Raw genomic sequence first — 24135 nt, 5'->3', positions numbered from 1 at the left:
ACCAACCTTTAGCAAGGTCTACCTCAGATATCTTAAGTCTCATATGTTGCTTGGAGTACCATTACGTGGTATAGTTAACAAAGCTAAAAACAGAGGGGAGAGATGATTTTAAGTCAACCAGCTTTTAAGGCATGTACAGCTCAAGACTGAAAAGATCTATCGGCAATCTTCATAAACGACTCTGGAGAGTCGCTTTACTTATTCTTCCATATCATCCAGGCGTTTTTGGGACTGATATAGATTCAATTTCGTGGAAAACCGGATGGCGGCATCGCGATCGCGGCGTTTTATTTTCAGGGTGATCTTACCTTGCTCGCTTCCCGGCAGCGGTTCAAAAAAAGCCCATTGATTAGCTTCAAGGATCAACTTCCCACCGGTGAACGGAAAGCCCTTTTTGAACTGAATACTTTTGATCTGATTCACATCAATGGAAAATTTAGAGAGGTTACTCAACGCACTTCCATACACATCATACACTTTATATTCGAAGAGGATCTCACGGTCTACCACACTGACCACACCTTTCACTTCCTTAACCTTAACTTCTGCATCTGAGGCTTCATACATTGAATAGTTGTAGGGAATACTCATAGGCTAATCTTCCAATTCCTTTAATTTTTGCTCTGAGAGTTTCAGGTTCAGATTAGATGAGATGCTTGTGGCAAGGTCCCGGTCTTTTCTTTTAACTTTGAGTACACGCTCGGTGAGATCCTTGCCGGGAAGTTCGCCAAATGACCGGGCCGTTTTCCCATGCAAAACCAGTTTTCCGCTAAACCACCCTTTTCTATACTCCAGCATATCCAATTTCGAAAGGGAAATTTCTACCGTCCTCAATTCCGATTGATATGCTTCAACTACCGCATCTTTCTTTTGAAATTCAAAGATCAAATTTTCCCCTTCCACGCGCAGAATTCCTTCAACTTTCATGAATCCGCCGTTAAGATCTTCAATCGTAAATGGTAAGGCCCTCATCATAAATACTTTAAATTATAGACTTAGATTCGCTAAAAAATACTTTAAAAAAAATACAAAAAATCTGTAAGGAGTTCGCTTCTCATCGCTCTAACTAAACAGCTAACAAAGAGAACACAAACATTGCCTGGGGCCACTTGGCCCCATGTCCTTCCAGGGGTAAGAGGTGGAAAGCCTTTTACCCTATTTTTTTGCCTTTCACAATAGTTTCATTCATTTTAACTTTTATAATAGTACAGAAAGTGTCGGGGGCATGAAAACACTTTTATTTCTTTTTTTTATCGGGTTTCCGGGATTTCTTTTTGGCCAAACGCTAAGCGAGGATTTTGAGGATGGGAATTTCACTTCCAATCCCACCTGGACGGGTGATACTGGAGAGTTTACGGTGTTTGATGATTCCGGAAACAACCTCCTTCGGCTGAATGATACTGACCAAAGTAACAGCAGCACCCAATTACGAACATCTTCTACAGCCGCTTATGGCACGTGGGAGTTTTTTGTTCGCATGGATTTCAATCCTTCCTCATCAAACTACACTGATATTTACCTGGTCTCAGATCAAGCCAACCTTCAGGCCGACCTTAACGGATACTTTATACGCATCGGGGACAGCTCTGATGAAATTTCCCTTTTCAGGCAAGATGGGAGCAGTTCCACAAAAATAATTGATGGTCCAGATGGAACTGTATCCAATGATCCCGTTGAAATAACCGTAAAAGCCGTTCGCGATAGCTCCGGAAACTGGGAGGTCTTTATTTTCAATTCGGTAACCCGGGATTTTGAATCTCAGGGAAGCATTCAGGATAACACCCACCATTCTTCCGCTTACTTTGGTTTGGTAACGCATTATACTTCTACCAGGAGTGATCGCTTCTATTTTGATGACATTCACATAAATATTTTCAAGGTCAATGAGGTTATCCCGTATTCCAATCAAATGGTGGAGGTCAATTTTAACTTTCCCACAGATGCATCGACTGTTAGCACCACTGACTTTTCACTTTCCGGAGGATGGGGTGCGCCTCAACAAATTCAGCTTGTAGATTCAAATCTCACGGCACGCCTCAACTATGAAACCGACCTCCCCAACAATGACTACACTTTGACGGTAAATGACATTAGTGATGCCTATGGAAATTGGATCGAGACTGATTCTGAGATCAATTTCAGTTTTACCAATCCGTTCAAGTTGCTTTCTGTAGCCTCTGCTCAGGATAACAGGGCATTGCTAACCTTCACCGAGAGCATCAATTTCTCAACCGTAAACACCTCCGATTTTACTATGAATAATGAGCCGATTGATGCCTCCACAGTTATATCTCAACCTGAAAGTGATCAAATTTTGCTTACTTTTTCAGATACTTTACCATCCGGTTTGGTTGAGATCTCGGTTTCCAACATTGAAAGTGCTACGGGATGGAGCCTTCCTTCAGAAAGTTCCGGGACACTTTTTATCTACGATGATTATCAGTCCGGCGATATTGTGATCAATGAGTTTCTGAAAGATCCGCCTGCTGGTACCGAAGAATATGTGGAACTTCGAAATGTTTCTTCCCGGTATCTGAACCTGAAGGATTGGCAGGTTGGGGATGAAAACTCCCTCACTTTAATTTCGGATTCTGACTTCACGGTGTTTCCCGACAGCTTTGTTGTTATTTCTGCTGATACATCAATCCTCTCTTCTTTTTATGGACCTGCTTATTACATGCAAGCATCCCTTCCGGCTCTCAATAACAGCAGCGACCAGATCCGGGTGTATAATGAAAACGGAAGTCTGATCGATTCACTTTCCTACGATTCAGATTGGGACGGAGTTGATATAGCCCTGGAACGGCGGGATGCAGCCGCTCCTGCAACATTCAAAGAGAACTGGGGAGACAGTCCTGATCCCAGCTTCGGAACACCCGGCTCAACCAATAAAATTTCTCCCGATGAAAAACCGCCTGAAATTCTGGATTTAATTGTGCAGGATGAACAATCTCTTTTACTGATACTTTCTGAACGCCTGGAGACGAATACAGCAGAAATACCTGCCAATTACAGCCTGAGTCAAAATCCCGAACCCGAAGCAACTGCTCCTCCTCTTCCATCCATCGTTTCTTCCACACAAGTTGCCGCCGATACAATTCTGTTACAGCTGAATGTAGCATTGGAAGAATATGACGGAAATTGGACACTGGAAGCTGAAAACCTCACTGATATTTTTGGGAATACGACCAGTTCCTCCGTTGACTTTAATTACTATATGATCTTCACAGCGGAAAAGAATCAGGTAGCAATTAATGAATTTATGTATGATCCTGCTACCGGTTTTTCTGAGTTTGTGGAGTTATACAATAAATCCGACAGCTCCTTTAATCTGAAAGACTGGTCGCTCAATGATAATACAGGCAATCAGGAACCTGTCAGCGTTTCCAATTTTGTACTTCCGCGTGGTGAGTTTGTGATACTGGCGCCCGACAGTGCGTTGGTTGATCTATTTCCGGAAGTGAACCTGATCGTCATGGGAAGTCGATTCCCGGCCTTGAATAATGGCACCGATGCAATCGCTATCCGAAATCAGTACGGAGCCTTAATAGACTCCCTTACTTATACTTCCGAATGGGGCGGAGATGAGATCTCACTGGAGCGCAGAAGTGTGGATTACACATCTGCTTTTAAGGAAAACTGGGGAAACACTCCTTCCGAAAGATTGGCCACTCCCGGCACTGCTAATGCAATTGAAGCCGATACTACGCCGCCTTCCCTTTTTATCTTAGAACAAACAGCGGATGATCAACTCCTGCTTATTTTCTCGGAACGACTTCAACAAGAACCGGCCGAGGATATTTCCAATTTCGCACTTTCCGCAGATAACCTTGATCAAATCCCGACCCTGCAATCAGTTATTTTATCGGCTCCTGATACCATACTTTTACAGTTTGAAACGAAGCTTCCCAGCCTCGCATCGGGTACCGTTTACGAGCTTTCTATTACAGGCCAATCCGATATCTTCGATAATCATTCGGATGAGATCAGACAAACTTTCTTTGTGATAGAATATGCTAAAGCTGACTCTGGAGAAGTATTCATAACTGAATTTATGTATGATCCTGCTGAGGGTTTTTCGGATTTCATTGAACTCTATAATGCCACTGAAAATGCTGTAAACTTACAAGGATGGACCTACAACGACGGTTCCGGAAATCCAAGGATCATTTCAGATCAGGAGCTTCCCCTTTTACCTGATGCCCGAATGATCATCGCTCCCGATAGCTCGGTCGCTTCTCTTTTTCCGGAAACAGATCTTGTGGATATGGGCAGCCGATTTGCCAATTTGAACAGCACCACCCCGGATGATATTGTAATTCGCAGAGCAGACAGTACACTTATCGATTCTCTTTCCTATCAAACCAGTTGGGGAGGAGAAGAAATTTCACTGGAGCGCAGAACGATAGAAATATCGGGTACTTATCAAGAAAATTGGGGCAATTCCCCTTCTCAATATCTGGCTACTCCCGGTCAACCCAACCAAATCCCGATGGACGAACGTCCGCCCGCACTAAAGGATCTGACCGTTTTTAACGACAGCACTTTACGGATCATTTTTGATGAGCGCATTAAACATGATCAAGCTACAGATCCTGAGAATTACTTTTTTATTATTCCACTCAATTTTGAGGGAAGTGTACCTGACATCTTAAGCATCGACTTTTTTGCCCCGGATACCGTGATTTTGAATTTCCCCCGAAAACTGCCCCGGGAGGAAAACGGTTCTTCTTTACTGCTCACTATCGCCAATCAAACAGACATTTTTGGAAATGTAGCCGATTATATTGAAGAAGAAATCTTCCTCATTGACTTAAGCGAAGCTCAAACCGGGGATGTCGTCATTAACGAGTTTTTATATGATCCTGAGGATGAACTCACTGAGTTTGTAGAGTTGTTTAATCATACGGATCGAAACTTTGACCTGAAGGAATGGATGCTTAACGATAATACCGGCAACCGAAGAATGATTTCAGATACAACGTATGAACTGGCCACCGGTTCTTATGTCGTTCTTGCCCCGGATAGTTCCTTAACCGAACTCTTCCCAATGCGAAATACTATTGTGATGGGCAGCCGGTTTCCATCGTTGAATAATTCCACCGATGCCATTGTAATCAGCAACGCCGATAGCGTGATCATTGACTCGCTATCCTATTCCTCCGATTGGGGTGGAGAAGGAGTTTCTCTTGAACGACTCAATCCAAACGCATCCTCATTGTACAAAGAAAACTGGGCCGATTCACCGGTTTCAACTGGCGCCACACCCGGCCTGCAGAATCAGGTTGTGCCTGATGAAGATCCACCGAAAATCCTTAGCGCGGCTCCCATTTCTGCTGATTCTATTCGCATCAATTTTAGCGAACGAATCGATTCTACCCTGGCTTACGCCTTGAATTCCTATACTATTTCTCCGACTATCAACATTTCAGAAATTGCAAGATACTCAGGAGATCATCTGTACCTGGTTTTGGGTGAAACACTTTCAGATGGCACCACCTATACCGTTACTATTCAAGATCAGCAGGATATTTTTGGGAATTTGATGAAGTCAGCGAAGGCTTCTTTTGAATATATATTGCTTTCTGAGGCTCAACCCAAAAGTATCGTAATCAATGAGATTCTATACCGCCGGGCATCGGCAAGTTCCGAGGAATTTGTTGAATTGTATAACCGCACGGAACATAATTTCGATCTTTCCGGCTGGACATTCTCTGATGCCACCGGTTCAACCGAAATTCCCACAGGTACTCAAATTCGGGGAGGAGCCTTTGTCATATTTACCGACCTGAACCCAGAAAGTGAATCAAACACCCTGCAGGTCAAGCAACCTTCAAGCGTTCAACTCAATTCAGGAACTGTTTACCTGCCCGGTTTTCCTTCGCTAAATGATGATGAAGATGCCGTTGTGATCAAAAATCCGGAAGGTGTCATCATTGACAGTTTGTTTTATAATGAGACGTGGGGTGGCAATGAACCGGGAAGATCGCTGGAGCGGAAAGACCCGGAATCACCCTCTAACGATGGCAGCAACTGGGCCACGAGTACGGCCGCATCAGGCAACTCTGCCGGCAATAAAAGTTCGGTTTTTCAACCTGACGAAACGCCTCCTGAGGTGATCTTTGCTAAACTTCGGCCGGATGGAAAGATTCTTGTGGCGTTTTCGGAATTTATAACGATTGAGAATACCGGAGTTTTGGTAAATGATGAGCCTGTTGCAATCACCGGGTATGACGAAACAAAGGGCAATGTATTAGTCCTGGGAGAAGATACTTTCCAAACCGGAGAACCGTTACAGCTTTCTTTTGACAACGTGCAGGATTTTCGTGGAAATACATCTGAAAATCTGCACGTAGAAGTGTCTCAGCCTTTGGCTCCCGGCAAGGTTGTGATTAACGAGATCCTGTACAATCCACTGGCAAACTCGGATGACAATCTCCCGGATCAAACCGAATACATTGAGCTCTACAATGGCTCGGAATATGCTATTTCTCTGGAAGGATTTTACCTGCACGATGAGCCGGATGAAAATCAGGACATTCGGGACATACAACCTGTTTCATCTCAATTCAAATGGATTCCTGCTGGGAAATACGCATTGATCTATGCCGAAGATCAGGCTGCCACATTTTCCGAAAGTCGATTGGCAACTTATTTTGAAATGACGAAAGAAGACGACCGCTTTTACATTCGCGCGGATCGCTCCAACCTCAGCCTGGCTAACTCCGATGATGCCATTTTCGTTGCCGACAGCACCGGTACTACCATCGATTCCGTCTTTTTTGATGAAAGCTGGCAAAATCCCAATCTTCATGATACCGATGGAATAGCACTGGAGCGCATTGATCCGAATGGTCCCAGCAACGACGCTTCAAACTGGAGCTCAAGTACACGTGTAAATGGTGGAACACCTGGTGAGCAGAATTCAATCTTCCAAAGCTCAGGCATCGGACCGGAAGACACCGGCATCTCTTTTTCGCCCAATCCCTTCTCCCCGGATGATGACGGTTTTGACGATAATTTATTCATCAACTACAAACTGGAGGAGCCTGATTATCTGCTGCACGTTCGCATTTTTGATCGCTATGGACGTGAAGTGCGCGAGCTTGCCGACGGCAAACAAGCCGGGTTTGAAGGTTCTCTCATTTGGGATGGTTTGACCGATAACAATCGAAAGAATCGGGTGGGAATTTACATCGTGCTTTTTGAGGCTTACAACAGTGCCAACGGGAAGAACAAGACGTTTAAGGAAACCGTGGTGCTGGCGAGGAAATTTTGAATATTGAATTGTGAATGATATGAGATTAGAGCAAAAAAATACTCGTAATATTTGTAGTACTCGCTCCGGATTGGAAACGAGACTTTTTCTATACCTGACTGGAACTATTTATCAGTTTCATGTTAGCACGAAAGTTTAGATTTAATTGACTATCACACATGAAATCAAGACTTTGACGGATACCAAATTACATCTAATGAAAAAAATTATCCTGATATTTCTATTCATGGCCTTTGGACTTTCAACCGTTCGGGCACAGGATTCGACTTCAATAATGACCTCCTGGATGCAAACTGGAATAGGCCCGGGTTTTACTCAGGATATTGAAAATGCTGCTTCCGGTTTTTTAGGGTTTCAAATTCAATACGATCAGCACCTTTTCTCATTTAGGTCTGCTTTTACGGGCAGTATCATCGGCTCAAACTATTTTGATATAGGAATACTTTATGGGCAAGTATTAACGCCATTAGATTCACGATTTTTTGGATCTATGAGCCTTGGGGCAGGATTAACTTCCATCAGTGGCAGTAACTTATGTATTTTTGGTTGTGGTGCTTCGGATTCTTCAACTTCCTTGGCATTAGCTGTTCCTGTACAAGCAAGTGTTCAGTACCGGGTTTTTAAATTTTTGGGGGTAGGAATAACCGGAATTGGGACTTTCAGTAAAGAATATAACTATTCAGGACTGATGTTCTCTATTCACCTGGGGAGGTTCAGGGATTAATTTAGTCCTCGTTCCCAAGCTCCGGCTTGGGAATGCTGTCCGGGAAGCTCCAGCTTCCAATTGATATCGTATTAATCAACGAAGCCTTCGCACCAACATCCCACAAAATCATTCAGGAACTGCTGACTGATTTATCTCCCTTCAAAGGGAGACTTTTCCTGGCTAAAAAGAACGCCTCCAGGGACCACCGGGCCCAATCAGTCAAAGCTCAACACTCACTTTCAACCCACCAAACCAGTTACGCGGAGCGGCCGGTTGGTAAAAACGATCTCCAAATGCATTCAGGTCATTACCGAGGCTGTATCTTTCATCCAGCAGGTTATCGATTCCGAAGTAAGCATCGAGATTTACGTTTTCGAATAGTACTTTTCTGAAACCGATCCTGCTTTGGACAAGATTATAGGAATTTGAATACACTGTGTTGGCATCATTCAGGGGAATTTCATCGGTGAAATTATAAGATAAATTGGCGTAGAAGCCCGGTTGTGTTTCTGCCCTCAGGGTTGTCACAACCGTATGCGGAGCAACACCCGTCAACTCGTTTCCGGAAAAATTCTCACCATCTTTTCGGTAGTTCACGAAGGAAAAATTGTGGTAGGTGTAGGAAAAACGCCAATCCAGGTTTTGGAGGAATTCGGTGGGGTTTTGAATGATCATCCAGTTGGTAGCCAGCTCAATTCCGTACTGATCGGTAGCGCCGGTGTTTTCAAAAACAACGGTGGTATTTCGTCCGGAAGGCTGCTGTACAATGGTTTCATCCAGCTTGAAATAAAAGGTGGTGAGATCATACGAAAAACGGAGATCACGAAATGTACCTCGTGCACCCACTTCAAAATTTGTCCCCTGTTCTGCTTCCAGATTCAGCGCAATGCTGCCTTCGTTAGTACGGAATTCCTCGATCGTAGGAGGTGAAAATCCATAGCTGATGCTACCGTGCAGAGAAAGCGCCGGCGAGAACTTCTTCACCAAACCCACTCTTGGAATGATTTCCGGGTTGAAGGACTTAGTGGCTACTCCCGTTGTATCATCTTCAAGATTTGTAACAAGCCGGTTCAAATCATAAGTCAGGCGGTTGTAGCTGAGTCCGGCGGTGAGGTAAAATTCTCTGGGCAGATCAATTTCCGTATTCAAAAACAGCAGCGAAGACTGGATCTTGATCTCATCATCAAAATTAAGAGTGCCGGCTTCCCCAAAATCATTTTCAAAATTTCGGGCCGCATAGTTAGCGGCTTGATATTCGCCTCCGATGGTAAATCGGGTTCGCACATCCCCGAAATACGTGTCGTAATAAAAGCGAGTACGTCCCCCGCCCGACTTCCGGCTGTCTTTCTTGTAATCCAGATTAAACGGATTTTCAAACGCACTGAAAGTTCCATACAAAGTCGTTTCGTTGGAAATGGCTTCCGTGATATCCACATCGTGGGTAATACCCGCGAGAAACGTTTCCTGATAAATGCTGGCGTTGGCTTCTTCACTGCTTAGCACAAAAGCATTTCCGGGTCGCGCCTGACTGGGATCATTCTGATACTGCTCCAGTGTGAGTCCGCCGGGTGTTCCATAATTGAGGTTCGAATACAAAAAACTGGTTTTGATCAACTGCTTGTCGTTGAGCTGAAACCGGCCGGTGAGCTCAGCGGTTTGTCGATCAAAAAAGGATTGGTCCCGATAACCATCCTGATGCTGATTTGAGTAATTGAATCGGAAATTGCCATTGCTAAGTTGCTGTTCGGCAAAGGCAGTGTACCGCTGAAGTCCGTACGAGCCAAACATGGTCCCTGCACCCACTTCATTTTGGTTTGAGTGTCGGCTTTCGAGCAAAAGCGCTCCACCATTTCCGGCTCCATAAATGCTTCCGGCGGGCCCCCGAATTACTTCCACCTCCTGCATATTAATGACATCCAGCAAATTTAGCGGCGTACTTCCTGATGGCTCGGTAAAGGGAATATCATTCCAATAAATCTTCACATTCCGAACGCCAAAAGGAGCACGAAGCGAACTTCCGCGAATGGCCACACGGTAACTTCCCGGGGCGCGCTGTTCTATTCTAACTCCGGGCACGGTATTCAATCCATACAAAATGGAAGTTTCGTCAAAACCAGAAACCCGCTCTGCCTCGATATTGGTGATGGCACCGGGTGTTTCCATGACGCTTCGATTACCTTCAAAGCCGGTTACCACAACTTCGCCGAGATCGGCCTCGAGAGTGTCGATTTGTTGGGCTTGAGCTTGTATTGACAGAGTAAAAAGAGTGAGTATAAAAACAGTTATTTTGTTCATAGGAACAAAGTACAAAGGCTTGTATTAAGATTTAAGAATTGAATACCTTCCTACAACAAATAATTCCTTTAAACCCATCCCTTTGCAAGATTTAAAGAACGCACCCATCGGTATTTTCGACTCAGGCATTGGCGGACTCACCGTGGCCAAAGCAGTGATCGACGCTCTTCCCCACGAAGACATCATTTATTTTGGGGATACCGCCCGGGTTCCCTACGGCATCAAATCTGAAGAAACCGTTAGAGCCTATGCCCTACAGATTACCAATTTCTTACTGAAGCGCGGGGTAAAGATGATCCTGATCGCTTGTAACACCGTATCAGCTTCGGCAAAGGAAGAGATCATCCAGGCCGCCGGTGATATACCGGTGCTTGATGTGATCACAGCCGGAACCAGGAATGCCGTTTCTCTTCCCAATCACAAGAATATCGGGGTGATCGGTACTTTGGGAACCGTGAATTCACGGGCGTACGTAGAAGCCATCCATGCTTTTGATACAACCATTAAAGTGAAGCAGCAGGCATGTCCATTGCTCGTTCCACTGGCAGAAGAAGGCTGGATCGACAACGAGGTAGCCATTCAAACCCTCCATCATTATCTGGATGAGTTCAAAGGAAGCGGTATTCAATCACTTATTTTGGGATGTACGCACTATCCACTTTTTAAGGAAATCATCCCAAAGATTTTGAATGGGGAAGGCGTGGAAATTATTGACTCGGCGGAATCGATTGCAGCATCCGCCAAAGCCAAGCTGGCTGAATTGGATCTGCTGAATACTACCGGCGGAGATTTCCGGTGCTTTGTAAGCGATAGACCGCAGCGTTTTCATGAACTGGCGGAGCGTTTTTTGGGAAGGAGTTTGAGTAGCGTTGAAGTGGTAGCACTGGATTGAGGGATTTAGTTTTAGACTTTAGGTATCAGGTTTTAGATGGCAGATTGAAGTTCGCAAATCGGTCATTCGGTTTGTCGGTTTTTCGCAATTCATTCCAGGTTGATTTATGATCATTCGAACGACCGATTTGTAGTGGATGATATGTTTAATCTTTTAATAGCGTGATTTCGACTTAATCTCAGAAGGTGTCATCCTGAGCGCTTTTAAAGTTATCTGAGTACAACTTGTTGAACGCGAAGGATCTCAAGATATGCACCAGCGAGTGGTATTGAAGGTTGAGACCCTTCATGTTAAGCAGCGATATCTTTATTTTTTATGGAGCGCTCGGGACAATAACTTTTGGGCTCTCAGTATTATTGATTTAAGAATATCAACTTCATCTCTAACTGACATTAATTAGATTTTTCCTTCAGCAAGTCCCGAATCTCTGTCAAAAGCACTTCTTCCTTACTTGGGGCTGCCGGTTTGGGTTCGGGTTTGGCTTCTTCTTTTTTCATGAACCGGTTGTAGCTTTGTACCACTAAAAAGATAGCGGCTGAAACGATCAGAAAGGTCAGTACCGTATTAATGAATGAACCATAATTGATCGTGATAGCCTGGATGGTGCCATCTGCAAGTGTACGGTCGGCGATCTTCAGCTTCAACTCGGCAAAATCAACGCCGGCGATAATATACCCGATGGGCGGCATGATGATATCATCCACAAAGGATTTCACGATGGCCCCGAAGTAGGTCGCCATGATCAAACCCACGGCCAACTCAATGACATTGCCCCGGGATACAAACTGCTTGAATTCTTTTATCAAATTTTTCATAAGTCTCTCCTAAAGTTTTAACAGTTAAACAAATATCCATAAACTCCGGGCTTTCAGCAATCAAAATCTTTCGTTAGCCAATTAAATGTATCTGCTTTATCTTTGAACCGCATTTTAACTCATTGACCGAACCTAAAATAATCCGCTATCTATTTATGAAAACTATTGCTCAGCTCACCTACATTCCCTTATCCGAAGAAGATCCAAGAGAAAAAGTTCAGGAATTGCTGGAGCATCTCGCCCAATATGATGTGGATATCGAGGTAGGCTATTTGTCCACTACCATCATTGGAGCACCTAAAGTTGTTTTTGAAGTGATCGCAGACCTCTACGACATCATGTCGATGGAAACGGCAAAATTTCGTTTTCAGATCGACCTGTTAAGCCCGTCTAAAGAAGGTTAGGTTTTAGGAACAAGGTGTTAGGTATTAGATTGTATGAAAACTAACACCTCACTTCTAAAACCTAATACCTCATAAAAGCTTTGAAGCTAAATTAGCCAGGTCTGATCGCTCGCCTTTTTCCAGGTTGATATGTGCATACAGATCGTGATTATGCATACGGTCTACCAGGTAGCTTAAGCCATTACTTTGGGCATCCAGGTAGGGCGTATCTATCTGAAAGATATCTCCGGTGAAAACGATCTTGGTATTTTCACCCGCCCGTGTGATGATGGTTTTCACTTCATGCGGTGTCAGGTTTTGGGCTTCATCAATGATAAATATCACGTTGGATAAACTTCTTCCACGGATGTATGCAAGTGGAACGATCCGAAGTTTATCAGTTTGAAGCATCTCGTCAATTTTCTTGAATTGCTTGCTGTTTTCTTTGTATTGATTTTTGATGAAGCTCAGGTTATCCCACAGCGGCTGCATATACGGATCGATCTTCTGATTGGCATCGCCGGGCAAAAAACCAATATCTTTGTTTGAAAGCGGCACAATGGGACGGGCCATATAAATTTGCTTGAATTCACTGCGTTGTTCTAATGCGGAAGCCAAAGCCAGTAATGTTTTTCCGGTTCCCGCAGCCCCGGTAATGGTGGTACACAAAATATTTGGATTTTGCAGCGCATGAAGGGCAAACGTTTGTTCAGCATTTTTGGGATGAATGCCATACGCATGCATCTTCTCGATCACTTCGATCATCTTGCTTTTGGGGTTAAACCATCCCAGCGCCGAAGCTCCATGACTTTTCATGATGTAGTAATGATTACACACCGGTTCTTTCTGCCCAAGCTCTTCCGGCTTCATCGCTCCTTTCTCGTAAAACTTGCTGATCACCGCCGGATCTTCGATCTCCAGTTCGGTCTTACCTCGATAGAGATGTTCAATATCCTTAATACGGATGGTTTCGTAGTCTTCCGCTTCCAGATTCAACGCCCGGGCTTTCAACCTCAAATTTATATCCTTCGATACCAGAATCACCCGTGTTTTTGGATTTTCTTCTTTCAGGTGAAGGGCGGCATTGATAATGCGGTGATCATTCTTATCCGAACCATAGATCTTGGTGGCATCGGTCATTGTTTCCTGATTGGTGATCACCCGAAGTTTGCCATGCGAACGTCCGTTTAACGGAATCCAGTTTTGCAGCATATTGGCATCCGATATACCATCCAGATAACGGATAAATTCCCGGGCGTGCAAATTGATCACATTATTCCCTTTTTTGAAGGTATCGAGTTCCTCCAGTACCGTGATGGGAATAGCTACATCATTTTTTTCGAAATTGCGAACGGCTTCATAATCGTAAAGTAAAACGGAGGTATCGAGGACGAAGATCTTCTTCTCTTTCTTCTTTGGCATAGAGGGGAGATTTGAGTTGTAAAAACAAGTGTACCAGCCATAGTAGATGAATTGTGATTGGCTCTTGAAATAAAGCTAATGGCGGAACCATTTGCAACGTCCTTGCCAGATTTAACACAGAATTATTGGTGATGAAGTGATAGAGTGATTAAGTGATGAAGTGTTTGGGGTGGCTTTGATGTCTAAGATCATACTCTATCACTTACATTATTTAATTACTTCATGACTTATTTTCCACATGGCAATACTTATAGCTACGGCCGCATTCAAACTCTCCACCTTCTCCTGTCCTGCAGCCGATTCAATTTTGACGGTTTTTCTTCCTGAGTTCAGAATTTCTCTGCTGATCCCGTTGCCTTCATTCCCCACAACCAACACCGTTTTTTCTGTGGGGTGAACCGATTTCAGAGACATGGCTTTCCCTCCTCCGTCCAATAATAAAATTTCCCAGCCTGCGGTTTCTAATGTCTTGAAAATATCTTCCAGATCTCCTGATAAAACAGGAATACTTCCCGTAGCTCCCGCCGTACTTCGCACTACTTTGGGGTGATAGACATCCACGCTGCCTTTTCCGGCAATCAGAGCTTTGGCTCCGAACCAGGCGGCTGTTCGTAAGATCGTTCCCATATTTCCAGGATCTTGTATGGCATCGGTCGCTACAATCAATCCTGATTGACCTGCTAACTCCTTCGGCTGAATTTCCGCAGGCATCTTACAAACCGCTAAAATCCCCTGTGGATTATCCGTGTCTGCTACCTCATCAAATACATCCGGCTCAACCCAAACGCCGAAAGCTGAGAGCTTATCGCTGACAGTTTTTCCCTCAACCACAAATACGGTTTCTACCTCAAGCAATCCATTTTCCACCACCTGCTCAACGGCACGCTCTCCCTCCACTACAAACCGCTGCTCATTCTCACGGTATTTTTTGCGACTCAGTTTGCGAAGGAGTTTGATCTCATTATTCGATGCTTTTCTCATGTTTTAAGAATACATAACTCAGAAGTCAGAATACAGAAGAAACTGAATTCTGACTTCTGTATTCTGACTGCTTACTTCCCTATCTTCAATTAAAATTCAGCAAAAAATTATAGCTATGGAGTTTCTAAAAACATTAGGTATCGAAGGCATTAATCCCGGAACGAGCACGGGACGCAAACATATGGAAAGTAAAGAAACCATCAGCAGTTTCACCCCAACTGATGGTAAAAAAATTGCGACTGTTGGCGTCACTACCCGTGAACAGTACGACCATGTGGTTGAAGAAGCCGAAAAAGCGTTTAAGGTATGGAGAGAAATGCCTGCTCCTCAGCGAGGCGAGATCGTCCGGCAAATCGGACAAAAACTCCGTGAATACAAAGAACCACTGGGTAAACTGGTAACCTATGAAATGGGTAAGATCTACCAGGAAGGCCTGGGCGAAGTGCAGGAAATGATCGACATTTGTGATTTTGCAGTGGGGCAGTCGCGCATGCTCTACGGAAAAACGATGCACAGTGAACGTCCACAGCACCGTATGTACGAACAGTGGCATCCCTTGGGAATTGTGGGAATTATATCAGCCTTTAACTTTCCGGTTGCCGTTTGGAGCTGGAATGCCATGATCGCTGCGGTTTGCGGAAATGTGATGATCTGGAAAGGATCTGAGAAAACACCTTTGTGCGGAGTGGCTGTGCAAAAGATCGTAGCTAAGGTGCTGAAGGAAAATGATCTGCCGGAAGGTATTTTTAGCCTCGTTACCGGCGACCGACAAGTGGGTGAATGGATGACCGAAGATACCCGCATTCCACTGATCTCTGCGACAGGCTCCATTCGTATGGGGAAAGAAGTTGGGAAGACCGTTGCCTCAAGGTTAGGTAAAACGATCCTCGAACTGGGCGGAAATAATGCCATTATCATCTCCGAAAATGCAGATATCGAAATGGCCATCCGCGCTACGGTATTTGGAGCAGTTGGAACATGTGGGCAGCGTTGTACTTCCACCCGACGACTGATCATTCACGAATCGGTATACGATCAGGTAAAAGAACGGTTAATGAATATCTATGACAACATCACCATTGGCGACCCGCTGGATGAAAGCACGCTGGTTGGCCCGATGATCGATCAGGATGCCGTCAATACCATGCAAAATGCCCTCAAAGAAATCGAAAAAGAAGGCGGTAAGGTTATTTACGGTGGACAAGAACTGGATGAGGAAGGATTTTATGTCCGCCCGGCCCTGGCTGAAGTTGAAAATCATTACGACATTGTGCAGGAAGAAACTTTCGCCCCCATCCTCTACCTCATCAAATACAAAGACCTTGATGAAGCCATCCAATTGCATAACGGTGTGAAACAGGGATTAAGCTCAGCGATGTTTACCCTGAATATGCGGGAAGCGGAAACTTTCTTAAGCGCACGCGGATCCGATTGCGGAATCGCCAACATCAACATTGGAACCAGCGGAGCTGAAATTGGCGGTGCTTTTGGAGGTGAAAAAGAAACCGGAGGTGGACGTGAATCCGGCTCGGATGCATGGAAAGCTTACATGCGCCGACAGACCAACACCATGAACTGGGGCGACTCTCTGCCACTGGCCCAAGGCATCGATTTTGATGTTTAGAAATTGAAATGAGAATGTAAAGACGCAAAATCTTGCGTCTTTACATTGCATTTTTTGATATGAAAATTAACGTACCTGACGAAGAAGAATATCAACGAGACCAAAAGAAACGTAAAATCCAAGCGGTCTTGGGTGGATTGTTTGGGATCTTCTTTTTCAGTTTGGTTGGTTTTAGGGTCTTTTGGTACGGCTTTGATGAAGTCGCCATCTACACCTGGCTTGCCTTGGGATTTGGGGTGATCTCGTTTGGGTTTTTAGCCTACAAATTCGGTGATGAATTTTGGTCTACCCTTTTCAGGAATTAAGAATTTGCCCCCGTGTAGAAACCCAAAATCTTGCATCTCTACACGGGAATTCAAAAAAGACAATCATGGGTGATATACAACAACTGATCAACCGATTTGATCTACAAAAACACCCCGAAGGCGGATATTTCAAGGAAACCTACCGAAGTAAAGGGGAGATTCCAGATTCGGTTTTGGGAGATGATTTTGAAGGGTCACGCAATTACTGTACGGGCATTTATTTTCTGTTAACCTCAGATACTTTTTCCGCCTTCCATCGCATCCAACAAGATGAGATGTGGCATTTTTACCAAGGCTCACCTATCACGATTCATATTATTCACCCCAACGGAGATTATTCCAAACACATACTTGGGTTGAATTTTGAAAAAGGTGAAGTTCCTCAATTCACCGTTCTTAAAAAATGCTGGTTTGCTGCTGAAGTAAATGTCCCTAATTCTTATACCTTTGTCGGCTGTACCGTTTCTCCGGGATTTGATTTCAAGGATTTTGAACTGGCTAACAGGAACAGTCTCATTCAGCAATTTCCCCGGCATAAGGAATTGATCGCACGACTTACCCGAATTTAGATTTTTAGTTAATTGACCATCTTGATTTTTTGAAATGCTTTCGGTAACTCCCCTCACCTGATGTTTACCGGGAACACATTCACTAATTTAGTCGATTTCTATTATGTCGGATATCCAAGATTTCATTAACCTGCGCCGTACCCTACATCGCTATCCCGAACTTTCGAAGAAAGAGTTTGAAACCTCCCGGCGAATCTCCGAGTTCATGCAGCAGTTCAATCCTGATAAAGAAATTGACGTAGCCGGTACCGGAAAAATGTTTGTATTTGAAGGGGACGAACCCGGCGAAACACTTATGTTTCGCTGTGAGTTGGATGCCCTTCCTATTCAAGAGCAGTCTCACAATCTTGCATATCGTTCTTCCATTTCCAATGTAGCCCACCTTTGCGGACATGACGGACATATGGCAATCATTGCTTATTTGGGGAAGTTGATCTCAGAACAGCGCCCGAACAAAGGAAAAGTAGTTTTACTCTTTCAACCGGCAGAAGAAAATTTATTGGGAGCCAAGGATGTGGTTGAATCCCCTGAGTTTCATAACCTCTCGCCGGATTACATTTTTGCTTTGCACAACATTCCGGGTCAACCCAAAGACAAAGTGTTGGTAAAAGAAGGGAGTTTTACTGCTGCTTCTTGTGGTATTACCATAAAATTAGAAGGCCGGACTTCGCATGCTGCCGAACCTGAAAAAGGGAATAGCCCCTATTTCGCTGCCACCAGGATCATTGATGAAATTCAAAATTTAACCCAATCAGAAAACGGTTTTTCGGATCATGTGATCGCCACTCTTATTTATGTACGCCTGGGGGAAATCGCTTTTGGAGTGTCCCCTTCAGACCTTGAGATGGGAATTACCTTGCGGGCCTATGAAAATCAAGATCTTGACAGGCTGTGCAAAGAATCAGAAAACATCCTTCACAAGTACGCTAAAGAATATGATTTAGCATATTCGCATAATTATTGCGAAATATATCCTGCTACTCTCAATGCACCGGAGTGTGTAAACATGGTTGAAGAAGCTGCCCGAAATACTGAACTCGATCTTGAAACCATGGATCATCCCAACAACTGGTCGGAAGACTTTGCTTATTTCACTGCTACAAATAAAGGCGCCCAATTTGGATTCGGTTCCGGTGAGGATCAGCCCAACCTTCACGATCCTGCATTCGATTTTCCGGATGACATCATCGAACCCGCCGCTCAGGTATTTTTCGATATCTACCGATCCAGACTGCTTTAAGACTCGGGCATAAACGTAAAAAGTAATTACTGCTCCGCTATTTTAAGTTCAATTCAGATATATTCCGGCTCTAAAAATTTCAACATAATCGGAGATGGTAATGAAAAGAATAGTACAAACGGCTTTCATGCTGATGGTTTTTGCCTCTTCTTCTGTATTGGCACAAAGTACAGACGAGATGGTAGAAGCTATTGTGAATGAAGCCAACGAAAACTCACAATTGGAATGGCTGGGACATCAACTTACGGATGTGATCGGGCCAAGATTGGTGGGAACCCCGCAAATGCAGCACGCTCACGATTGGGCCGTTGAGCAATTCAAAGAATGGGGAATTGAAGCTGAAAATCAGCAATTTGGTAAGTGGCGCGGCTGGGAACGTGGTATCACACACATCGACCTGATTTCACCCAGAGTGGTTTCTCTGGAAGGCATGCAGCTGGCCTGGAGTCCTTCTACCCCTGAGGGAGGCATCACAACTACACTTGATATTCTTCCGGAAGTTGAAGATCAGGCAGAATTTGATGAATGGCTTAAAACCATTGACGGCAAGATCATCCTGGTTTCTCAACCACAGATTACCGGCCGACCAGATTATAATTGGGAAGAATTTGCGACCGAAGAATCCTTCGAAAAGATGAAAGAAATGCGAAGTGAACAGCGAGAAGCGTGGCGCGAGAATATGGATCGAATAGGCTATGGACGTGACCTGAACAAGAAGCTGGAAGAAGCCGGAGCTGCTGGAATTTTTCAATCCCGCTGGTCAAATGGGTTTGGAGTAAATAAGATCTTCAGTGCCAATACCGATGATATTCCTGTTATTGATATAGCCCTTGAAGATTATGGTATGTTGTGGAGAATGGTTGAATTTGGGAGTGAGCCGGAAGTCCGTTTGAATGCACAATCCAAGGATCTCGGGGATGTACCTACCTTCAATACCATTGCAACTATTCCCGGTACGGAAAAGCCGGACGAGTATATCATCCTTTCTGCTCATTACGACTCATGGGATGGCGGAACTGGCGCCACGGATAACGCCACAGGTTCTATTACTATGATGGAAACGGCTCGTATCCTCAAGAAACTGTATCCAAATCCTAAACGAACTATCATTGTAGGACTTTGGGGAAGTGAAGAGCAAGGGCTCAATGGTTCCGGTGCCTTCGTTCAGGATAATCCCGAAGTGGTAGATGGACTTCAAGCCCTCTTCAATCAGGATAATGGAACAGGGCGTGTGGTTCGTATTTCAGGACAGGGATTTCTGCATTCCTATGAATTTATGCAGCGCTGGCTGGCTCCGGTTCCGCGTGATATTACCCGTCATATTGAAACCACTTTCCCCGGCACACCCGGTGGCGGAGGCTCTGATTACGCTTCTTTTGTGACGGCTGGCGCTCCCGGATTTTCGCTTAGTTCACTCAGTTGGAGCTACTGGAATTACACCTGGCACACCAACCGCGATACTTACGACAAAATCGTATTTGATGATGTTCGGAATAACGTGATCCTGACTGCGATTCTTACCTACATGGCCAGCGAAGATCCTGAAACTTTCCCTCGCGATCGTGCGGTACTCCCGATCAACCCTCGAACCGGAGAACAAATGACGTGGCCGTCTCCACGAACACCAAATCGTGACGGAACCAACTAAACTAATCTGTTTGTAATGTTGAAAAAAGCCACTTTGAGTAATCGGAGTGGCTTTTTTGATGATACCCGGTTCAGACTCTGAATGCCTTCATCTTTCAAATTGTTATAAAATAGAATTAGAGAGAGAATTAAAGTTTTGAATTATGAGTGAGATAGCAACACTTCAACGAGTTGACGCAGAAACTTTATATCGCAAAATGACCGGAGAACATGCTCCTGTCATCATCAATGCTTTGCAACGGGATGCATTCATAGCCAAGCATATTCCGGGATCTATTAATATCCCCGAAGAAAATGCCGAAGTTGCTGAGCAAGTCTTACCATACAGAGATGCTGAAATTATAGTTTATTGTGCCAATTCAGACTGCACGGCCTCTCCCACCCTCGCTCAAAAACTGGAAGAAATGGGTTATACCAATGTCAGTGATTTTGAGGAAGGACTTTCCGGATGGCGAAAGGCTGGTTATGAATTAATAGGAAATGAAGTCTAATCCTATAACTTTCCAGATTTAAATTTAGAAACCGTCTCTTTATGAGACGGTTTTGTTATATCAATTCTTTTGGCTCGTTATGCTCATTTCTATAGCGTACATATGTTTGTTGCCATACCTTGATGGACGCTCCCCAATCTTTCGAATTCCTGAAAACCCTAAGGTTCCGGCAATTTCCCTGAGTGTTTTTAATGGTATTGGATAAGGGATCCAGGAATTTGATTGTTCAGTCTCGTATTCCACGATGATCAGTTTTGCTTTTTCACTTAGCATCGTTTTCAACTGCTCCAGAAATTCTTCTTTTTCCAGTACATAGTGCAATGAATTTGCCATAAGTACTCCGTCAAGATCTATTAAAGGCAACTTATCCTGAATAAAATCTGCTTGCAAAAACTCAATCCTGTTCTTTCTTTCAGTCAGCTTAAATGGACCATGGTGGACCTTATCAACCGAAAAAATCTTGCTTTCTCTCGGAAGCAAAACGGCCAACGCATAACTGAATAACCCGCTTCCACATCCCAAATCAGCCCATTTTTGGGCTATATTTGGTTCGAAGTCTGCCTGTTCGATTAGTTTTACTGCTTCTGATTCCGTCATCTCAAATCCCTCAATAGTTGAACATTGAACTTTCCGTTTGAACTTTAGTTCATTTCAAATAGATTATATACACTTTAATAACTCAAATTGGAGGACAAATGAAAAACAGAGATATAGCTCTTCTATTGTTAAGAATTGGAGTTGGAATCATATTTATTATAGCCGGTTGGGGCAAACTTACCGGTATTGAAGGTGTACAAGGATTCTTTGGCAACATAGGTATTCCCTTAGCAGGGGCCATGGCTTGGGTTGTAGCTCTTGTAGAATTTTTGGGAGGAATCCTGATTCTTGTAGGCTACAAAGTCGAAATTCCCGGTATTTTATTGGCCATCGTGATGTTAGTAGCCATTTTCACGGTAAAACTTGGCGGAGATGGAGGCTTCAGCGGGATGAGACTTGAGCTCATGTTGCTACTTACCAGCCTTGCCATCGCCATGATGGACACCGGAAAGTATTCCTTGCAGGTGGTGATGGATGGAAGGGACATCCGGGACTGATGTACCTGATTAGATATTCATAGCCGTTAAGTAGATCCTTAGCTTGTCCATACAATAAGCGATCTATCTTTTGGATTAATCACTAAACCGCTTCTTTTGAGGCGGTTTTTTTATTGGGATACAGACTTAGCCAGTTGGACTAATTTCCTCTTTCTCATTCTTGCTTGAGCTTTCCTCTTCCTTCACAAAAAACCTTACATATAGTAAGACAAGAATAGGCACGATGATCATACCGGACAGAAAATTGAGTGTCGAAGCCCAACCCGATAATTCAATTCCACCCTCAGAAAGCAGCACCAGCTCACCCAATGGACCGTTTGAAAACACTGTATTGTAAGTGAAATTCCATCCCAAATGAAGTCCAAAAGGCAGCATAATGGAATTTGTTTTAGCAAATGCCAAAGCCCATGCATAGCCCATCAACCCTGTTCCTGCAAAAATAAAGATCATCGCCATGGGGTTGCCTAATACTCCGAAAGAAAACCAGTGATAGATTCCAAATGAAGCTGCAGAAATAAGGATACTTTTTTGTACACCGATCTTTTGGATGAGGATATAGAGCAAAGCGCCTCTAAAAATGAGTTCTTCGGTAAATACCGATCTCACATCCCACCAGAAAGCTTGTGCAACCACTCCAACCGTAATGCTTTCATTTATGATCCAGGAAGAGGATTGGAGATAAGCTTCCAAAAATTGTGTTAGTACACAGAGTATTCCGGTTACGAAAAAACCGATAAAAAACTGCTTCAACCTTTTACTGACGGGCAGAAACCCTAACGCCAAAATGCTTTCTTTTTTGGTGAGATAAAGAAGTCCCCACGAAATGGCGATGGCTGCTACAATTCCTAACATAGACGTGATCTTGAATTTAAAGACTGCAAATATATTTTATTTGCGGGATACGGACATTTGAAATTTTAGTTTTGTGAACCGGAGGTTTAGGTATGCATTCCGAACGAGCCGTTTGGAACTAGAAGAAGAATTCACAAAAATATGGATATGCTGATCGGAAGTTAGTGCTTCGTGCGTGAAGTTTTGCCCCTTAACAATGACAGGGATTTTGACTGAATAGCGTTAGAATTACCTTTTCCAATTCATCAATCTTCCCAGTAAAGTATCTCTATATTTTCCATCTACTGGAATTTTAATCTTAGCCTGATAGAATGTTGAACTGTCCTGTGCAAGCCATTCATCTGACGAATGATATTCTTGGTGAGAGACTGAAAATGTTACATAAAAGAAATCCAATTCAGCACCAAAACCATGCTGTGGCCTGATCCATAAATCTGAACCTCCCACTATTCCATATCTGAAATAAAGTGTTTCTAAAAAATATAATTCAAGCCCAATACTGCTCGAGATTTGCTGTCCCAACGATATTTCTTCCATTTGGGAACCGTTAAATCTTTCAAAACTGCTCCAGCCCGTAAATAATGTCTTGTAGCCACTTGGAGCAATTCCCTTTTGATTTTCCTCATCATAAACCACTCTTGCAAGATATTTACTAAATCCAGTGTATACTCCAAAACCCAATAACGATCTATCAAGGAAAGACCTGTTAGTTAAGACATCAAACCCAAATCCCAATCGTACTTGACCAGGTAGGTTTTCTTCTTCGCTGTAATCATTTTCATAATTGAAGCCATTGCTGAGATTATTAATAGATAACCCAATTCCCGGATTGAATTGCAAATATTTTGTTTCAAGCTTATCCTTGAAAAAAGCTCCAATATTTATTCCCCATGCTTTTGCATTGCCTCCATATTCAGTTCCTCCAATAGTTCTTACAGGTGATTTATACGAACTATACATATATCCCAGACCTAAAGAAAATTTTCCCTTCAGCTGATATCCGATATTAAACCTAAGTAAGCTGTTTGAAATTTCATCCGTTTCGTTGTTAAAGACATCGGATGAGGTAAAGGTTGTATAATCAAACATTGCAGAATAAGAAAATCTTCCAATCGAAAAACCTAAGGCAGGACTATAAAGTTTGGCTCCCTCGGGCACTATAAAGGATTCAAAAGTACTAGCGGGTTCAAGAAAACTTGATGCGTACAGAATACCACGTTCTAAAGGTATAGCAGGATTTAACTGATAGGCCGTACCATTATCTAAAGCAGCGGTAGATTGACCTAGTGCTGAAATACGTGTTTCATAAACTGTGTGATGCCAGGATATTGGGGATGTATAACCCTGCGAATATCCCTGAGTTGCCAGAAAAAACAGCGTAATTATTCCAATTATAAAATTTTTGACTCCACCACTGTATCCGATCATTACCTATTATTTTGGAATATTTTTTTCTTCTAATGGAAGGATAATCAATTTCTTATAAGGTGTAAACCTATAACTTTTTCAATAGCAAATTTAGATCAGGAGTTCTGGCTAT

20 protein-coding genes are annotated in these 24135 nt (G+C 43.5%); 11 read left to right on the top strand and 9 right to left on the bottom strand.

Annotated elements, in window-relative coordinates:
- Window positions 1-198: 198 nt before the first annotated feature.
- Window positions 199-591, bottom strand: a complete 393-nt coding sequence (locus B151_RS0113075; protein WP_020404097.1) for a hypothetical protein — start codon at window positions 589-591, stop codon at window positions 199-201.
- 3 nt (window positions 592-594) lie between these two features.
- Window positions 595-975 (bottom strand): hypothetical protein, encoded by a 381-nt coding sequence (locus B151_RS0113070; protein ID WP_020404096.1) that lies wholly within the window; start codon window positions 973-975, stop codon window positions 595-597.
- A 250-nt stretch (window positions 976-1225) separates the two neighbouring features.
- Between B151_RS0113070 and B151_RS0113065 the strand changes: the two genes are divergently transcribed.
- Together B151_RS0113065 and B151_RS0113060 are read left to right on the top strand one after the other, a co-directional pair.
- Window positions 1226-7279, top strand: a complete 6054-nt coding sequence (locus B151_RS0113065) for a lamin tail domain-containing protein (protein WP_020404095.1) — start codon at window positions 1226-1228, stop codon at window positions 7277-7279.
- A 196-nt stretch (window positions 7280-7475) separates the two neighbouring features.
- On the top strand, window positions 7476-8003 hold the full coding sequence (locus B151_RS0113060) for a hypothetical protein (RefSeq protein ID WP_020404094.1): 528 nt from the start codon (window positions 7476-7478) through the stop codon (window positions 8001-8003).
- Between the two features lie 201 nt (window positions 8004-8204).
- Here B151_RS0113060 and B151_RS18770 read toward each other — a convergent pair whose 3' ends face one another.
- Window positions 8205-10280, bottom strand: a complete 2076-nt coding sequence (locus tag B151_RS18770; protein WP_020404093.1) for a TonB-dependent receptor family protein — start codon at window positions 10278-10280, stop codon at window positions 8205-8207.
- 82 nt (window positions 10281-10362) lie between these two features.
- On the opposite strand from B151_RS18770, the gene murI reads away from it, so the two are divergent.
- Window positions 10363-11172 (top strand): glutamate racemase, encoded by an 810-nt coding sequence (gene murI, locus B151_RS0113045; protein WP_020404092.1) that lies wholly within the window; start codon window positions 10363-10365, stop codon window positions 11170-11172.
- 392 nt (window positions 11173-11564) lie between these two features.
- On the opposite strand, the gene mscL is transcribed toward murI, so the two are convergent.
- Window positions 11565-11987 (bottom strand): large-conductance mechanosensitive channel protein MscL, encoded by a 423-nt coding sequence (gene mscL / locus B151_RS0113040; RefSeq protein WP_020404091.1) that lies wholly within the window; start codon window positions 11985-11987, stop codon window positions 11565-11567.
- 155 nt (window positions 11988-12142) lie between these two features.
- Between mscL and B151_RS0113035 the strand changes: the two genes are divergently transcribed.
- Window positions 12143-12391, top strand: a complete 249-nt coding sequence (locus tag B151_RS0113035; protein WP_020404090.1) for a hypothetical protein — start codon at window positions 12143-12145, stop codon at window positions 12389-12391.
- A 69-nt stretch (window positions 12392-12460) separates the two neighbouring features.
- Here B151_RS0113035 and B151_RS0113030 read toward each other — a convergent pair whose 3' ends face one another.
- Both B151_RS0113030 and B151_RS0113025 read right to left on the bottom strand, forming a co-directional pair.
- Window positions 12461-13792, bottom strand: coding sequence for a PhoH family protein (locus tag B151_RS0113030; RefSeq protein WP_020404089.1), 1332 nt, complete (start codon window positions 13790-13792; stop codon window positions 12461-12463).
- A gap of 207 nt (window positions 13793-13999) precedes the next feature.
- Window positions 14000-14773 carry a TrmH family RNA methyltransferase gene (locus B151_RS0113025; protein WP_020404088.1) on the bottom strand — a complete coding sequence of 258 codons (774 nt, stop codon included), beginning with the start codon at window positions 14771-14773 and terminating at the stop codon, window positions 14000-14002.
- Between the two features lie 115 nt (window positions 14774-14888).
- Between B151_RS0113025 and amaB the strand changes: the two genes are divergently transcribed.
- The 6 genes from amaB (at window position 14889) to B151_RS0112995 (ending at window position 20649) form a co-directional block, all read left to right on the top strand.
- Window positions 14889-16397 carry an L-piperidine-6-carboxylate dehydrogenase gene (gene amaB / locus B151_RS0113020; protein WP_020404087.1) on the top strand — a complete coding sequence of 503 codons (1509 nt, stop codon included), beginning with the start codon at window positions 14889-14891 and terminating at the stop codon, window positions 16395-16397.
- 59 nt (window positions 16398-16456) lie between these two features.
- Window positions 16457-16702: a hypothetical protein gene (locus B151_RS0113015; RefSeq protein ID WP_020404086.1), complete on the top strand. Its 246-nt coding sequence runs from the start codon at window positions 16457-16459 to the stop codon at window positions 16700-16702.
- A gap of 65 nt (window positions 16703-16767) precedes the next feature.
- Complete coding sequence (locus B151_RS0113010; RefSeq protein ID WP_020404085.1) at window positions 16768-17271, top strand: cupin domain-containing protein; 504 nt, start codon at window positions 16768-16770, stop codon at window positions 17269-17271.
- Window positions 17272-17374: 103 nt separating this feature from the next.
- Complete coding sequence (locus B151_RS0113005) at window positions 17375-18511, top strand: amidohydrolase (protein ID WP_020404084.1); 1137 nt, start codon at window positions 17375-17377, stop codon at window positions 18509-18511.
- 100 nt (window positions 18512-18611) lie between these two features.
- Window positions 18612-20159, top strand: coding sequence for a M20/M25/M40 family metallo-hydrolase (locus tag B151_RS0113000; protein WP_040517069.1), 1548 nt, complete (start codon window positions 18612-18614; stop codon window positions 20157-20159).
- A 142-nt stretch (window positions 20160-20301) separates the two neighbouring features.
- Window positions 20302-20649: a rhodanese-like domain-containing protein gene (locus B151_RS0112995; protein ID WP_040517065.1), complete on the top strand. Its 348-nt coding sequence runs from the start codon at window positions 20302-20304 to the stop codon at window positions 20647-20649.
- Between the two features lie 60 nt (window positions 20650-20709).
- On the opposite strand, the gene B151_RS18765 is transcribed toward B151_RS0112995, so the two are convergent.
- Window positions 20710-21246, bottom strand: a complete 537-nt coding sequence (locus B151_RS18765) for a class I SAM-dependent methyltransferase (protein WP_020404081.1) — start codon at window positions 21244-21246, stop codon at window positions 20710-20712.
- Between the two features lie 98 nt (window positions 21247-21344).
- Between B151_RS18765 and B151_RS0112985 the strand changes: the two genes are divergently transcribed.
- Window positions 21345-21743: a DoxX family protein gene (locus B151_RS0112985; RefSeq protein ID WP_020404080.1), complete on the top strand. Its 399-nt coding sequence runs from the start codon at window positions 21345-21347 to the stop codon at window positions 21741-21743.
- 126 nt (window positions 21744-21869) lie between these two features.
- Here B151_RS0112985 and B151_RS0112980 read toward each other — a convergent pair whose 3' ends face one another.
- Window positions 21870-22595, bottom strand: a complete 726-nt coding sequence (locus B151_RS0112980; protein WP_020404079.1) for a CPBP family intramembrane glutamic endopeptidase — start codon at window positions 22593-22595, stop codon at window positions 21870-21872.
- Window positions 22596-22823: 228 nt separating this feature from the next.
- Window positions 22824-24023, bottom strand: a complete 1200-nt coding sequence (locus B151_RS0112975; RefSeq protein WP_020404078.1) for a hypothetical protein — start codon at window positions 24021-24023, stop codon at window positions 22824-22826.
- Between the last annotated feature and the right edge of the window lie 112 nt (window positions 24024-24135).

The sequence above is a fragment of the Gracilimonas tropica DSM 19535 genome (genome assembly GCF_000375425.1).
Taxonomy (GTDB): domain Bacteria; phylum Bacteroidota; class Rhodothermia; order Balneolales; family Balneolaceae; genus Gracilimonas; species Gracilimonas tropica.
This window is presented reverse-complemented; position numbering and strand designations above follow the sequence as displayed.

Coding starts and splice junctions, on each gene's coding strand:
- B151_RS0113065 (WP_020404095.1), top strand. CDS start 1,226: ATGAAAACACTTTTATTTCTTTTTTTTATCGGGTTTCCGGGATTTCTT.
- B151_RS0113060 (WP_020404094.1), top strand. CDS start 7,476: ATGAAAAAAATTATCCTGATATTTCTATTCATGGCCTTTGGACTTTCA.
- B151_RS0113070 (WP_020404096.1), bottom strand. CDS start 975: ATGATGAGGGCCTTACCATTTACGATTGAAGATCTTAACGGCGGATTC.
- B151_RS18770 (WP_020404093.1), bottom strand. CDS start 10,280: ATGAACAAAATAACTGTTTTTATACTCACTCTTTTTACTCTGTCAATA.
- B151_RS0113015 (WP_020404086.1), top strand. CDS start 16,457: ATGAAAATTAACGTACCTGACGAAGAAGAATATCAACGAGACCAAAAG.
- B151_RS0113035 (WP_020404090.1), top strand. CDS start 12,143: ATGAAAACTATTGCTCAGCTCACCTACATTCCCTTATCCGAAGAAGAT.
- B151_RS0112975 (WP_020404078.1), bottom strand. CDS start 24,023: ATGATCGGATACAGTGGTGGAGTCAAAAATTTTATAATTGGAATAATT.
- B151_RS0112980 (WP_020404079.1), bottom strand. CDS start 22,595: ATGTTAGGAATTGTAGCAGCCATCGCCATTTCGTGGGGACTTCTTTAT.
- B151_RS0113005 (WP_020404084.1), top strand. CDS start 17,375: ATGTCGGATATCCAAGATTTCATTAACCTGCGCCGTACCCTACATCGC.
- B151_RS0113010 (WP_020404085.1), top strand. CDS start 16,768: ATGGGTGATATACAACAACTGATCAACCGATTTGATCTACAAAAACAC.
- B151_RS18765 (WP_020404081.1), bottom strand. CDS start 21,246: ATGACGGAATCAGAAGCAGTAAAACTAATCGAACAGGCAGACTTCGAA.
- B151_RS0112985 (WP_020404080.1), top strand. CDS start 21,345: ATGAAAAACAGAGATATAGCTCTTCTATTGTTAAGAATTGGAGTTGGA.
- B151_RS0113000 (WP_040517069.1), top strand. CDS start 18,612: ATGAAAAGAATAGTACAAACGGCTTTCATGCTGATGGTTTTTGCCTCT.
- B151_RS0113030 (WP_020404089.1), bottom strand. CDS start 13,792: ATGCCAAAGAAGAAAGAGAAGAAGATCTTCGTCCTCGATACCTCCGTT.
- B151_RS0112995 (WP_040517065.1), top strand. CDS start 20,302: ATGAGTGAGATAGCAACACTTCAACGAGTTGACGCAGAAACTTTATAT.
- amaB (WP_020404087.1), top strand. CDS start 14,889: ATGGAGTTTCTAAAAACATTAGGTATCGAAGGCATTAATCCCGGAACG.
- mscL (WP_020404091.1), bottom strand. CDS start 11,987: ATGAAAAATTTGATAAAAGAATTCAAGCAGTTTGTATCCCGGGGCAAT.
- B151_RS0113025 (WP_020404088.1), bottom strand. CDS start 14,773: ATGAGAAAAGCATCGAATAATGAGATCAAACTCCTTCGCAAACTGAGT.
- B151_RS0113075 (WP_020404097.1), bottom strand. CDS start 591: ATGAGTATTCCCTACAACTATTCAATGTATGAAGCCTCAGATGCAGAA.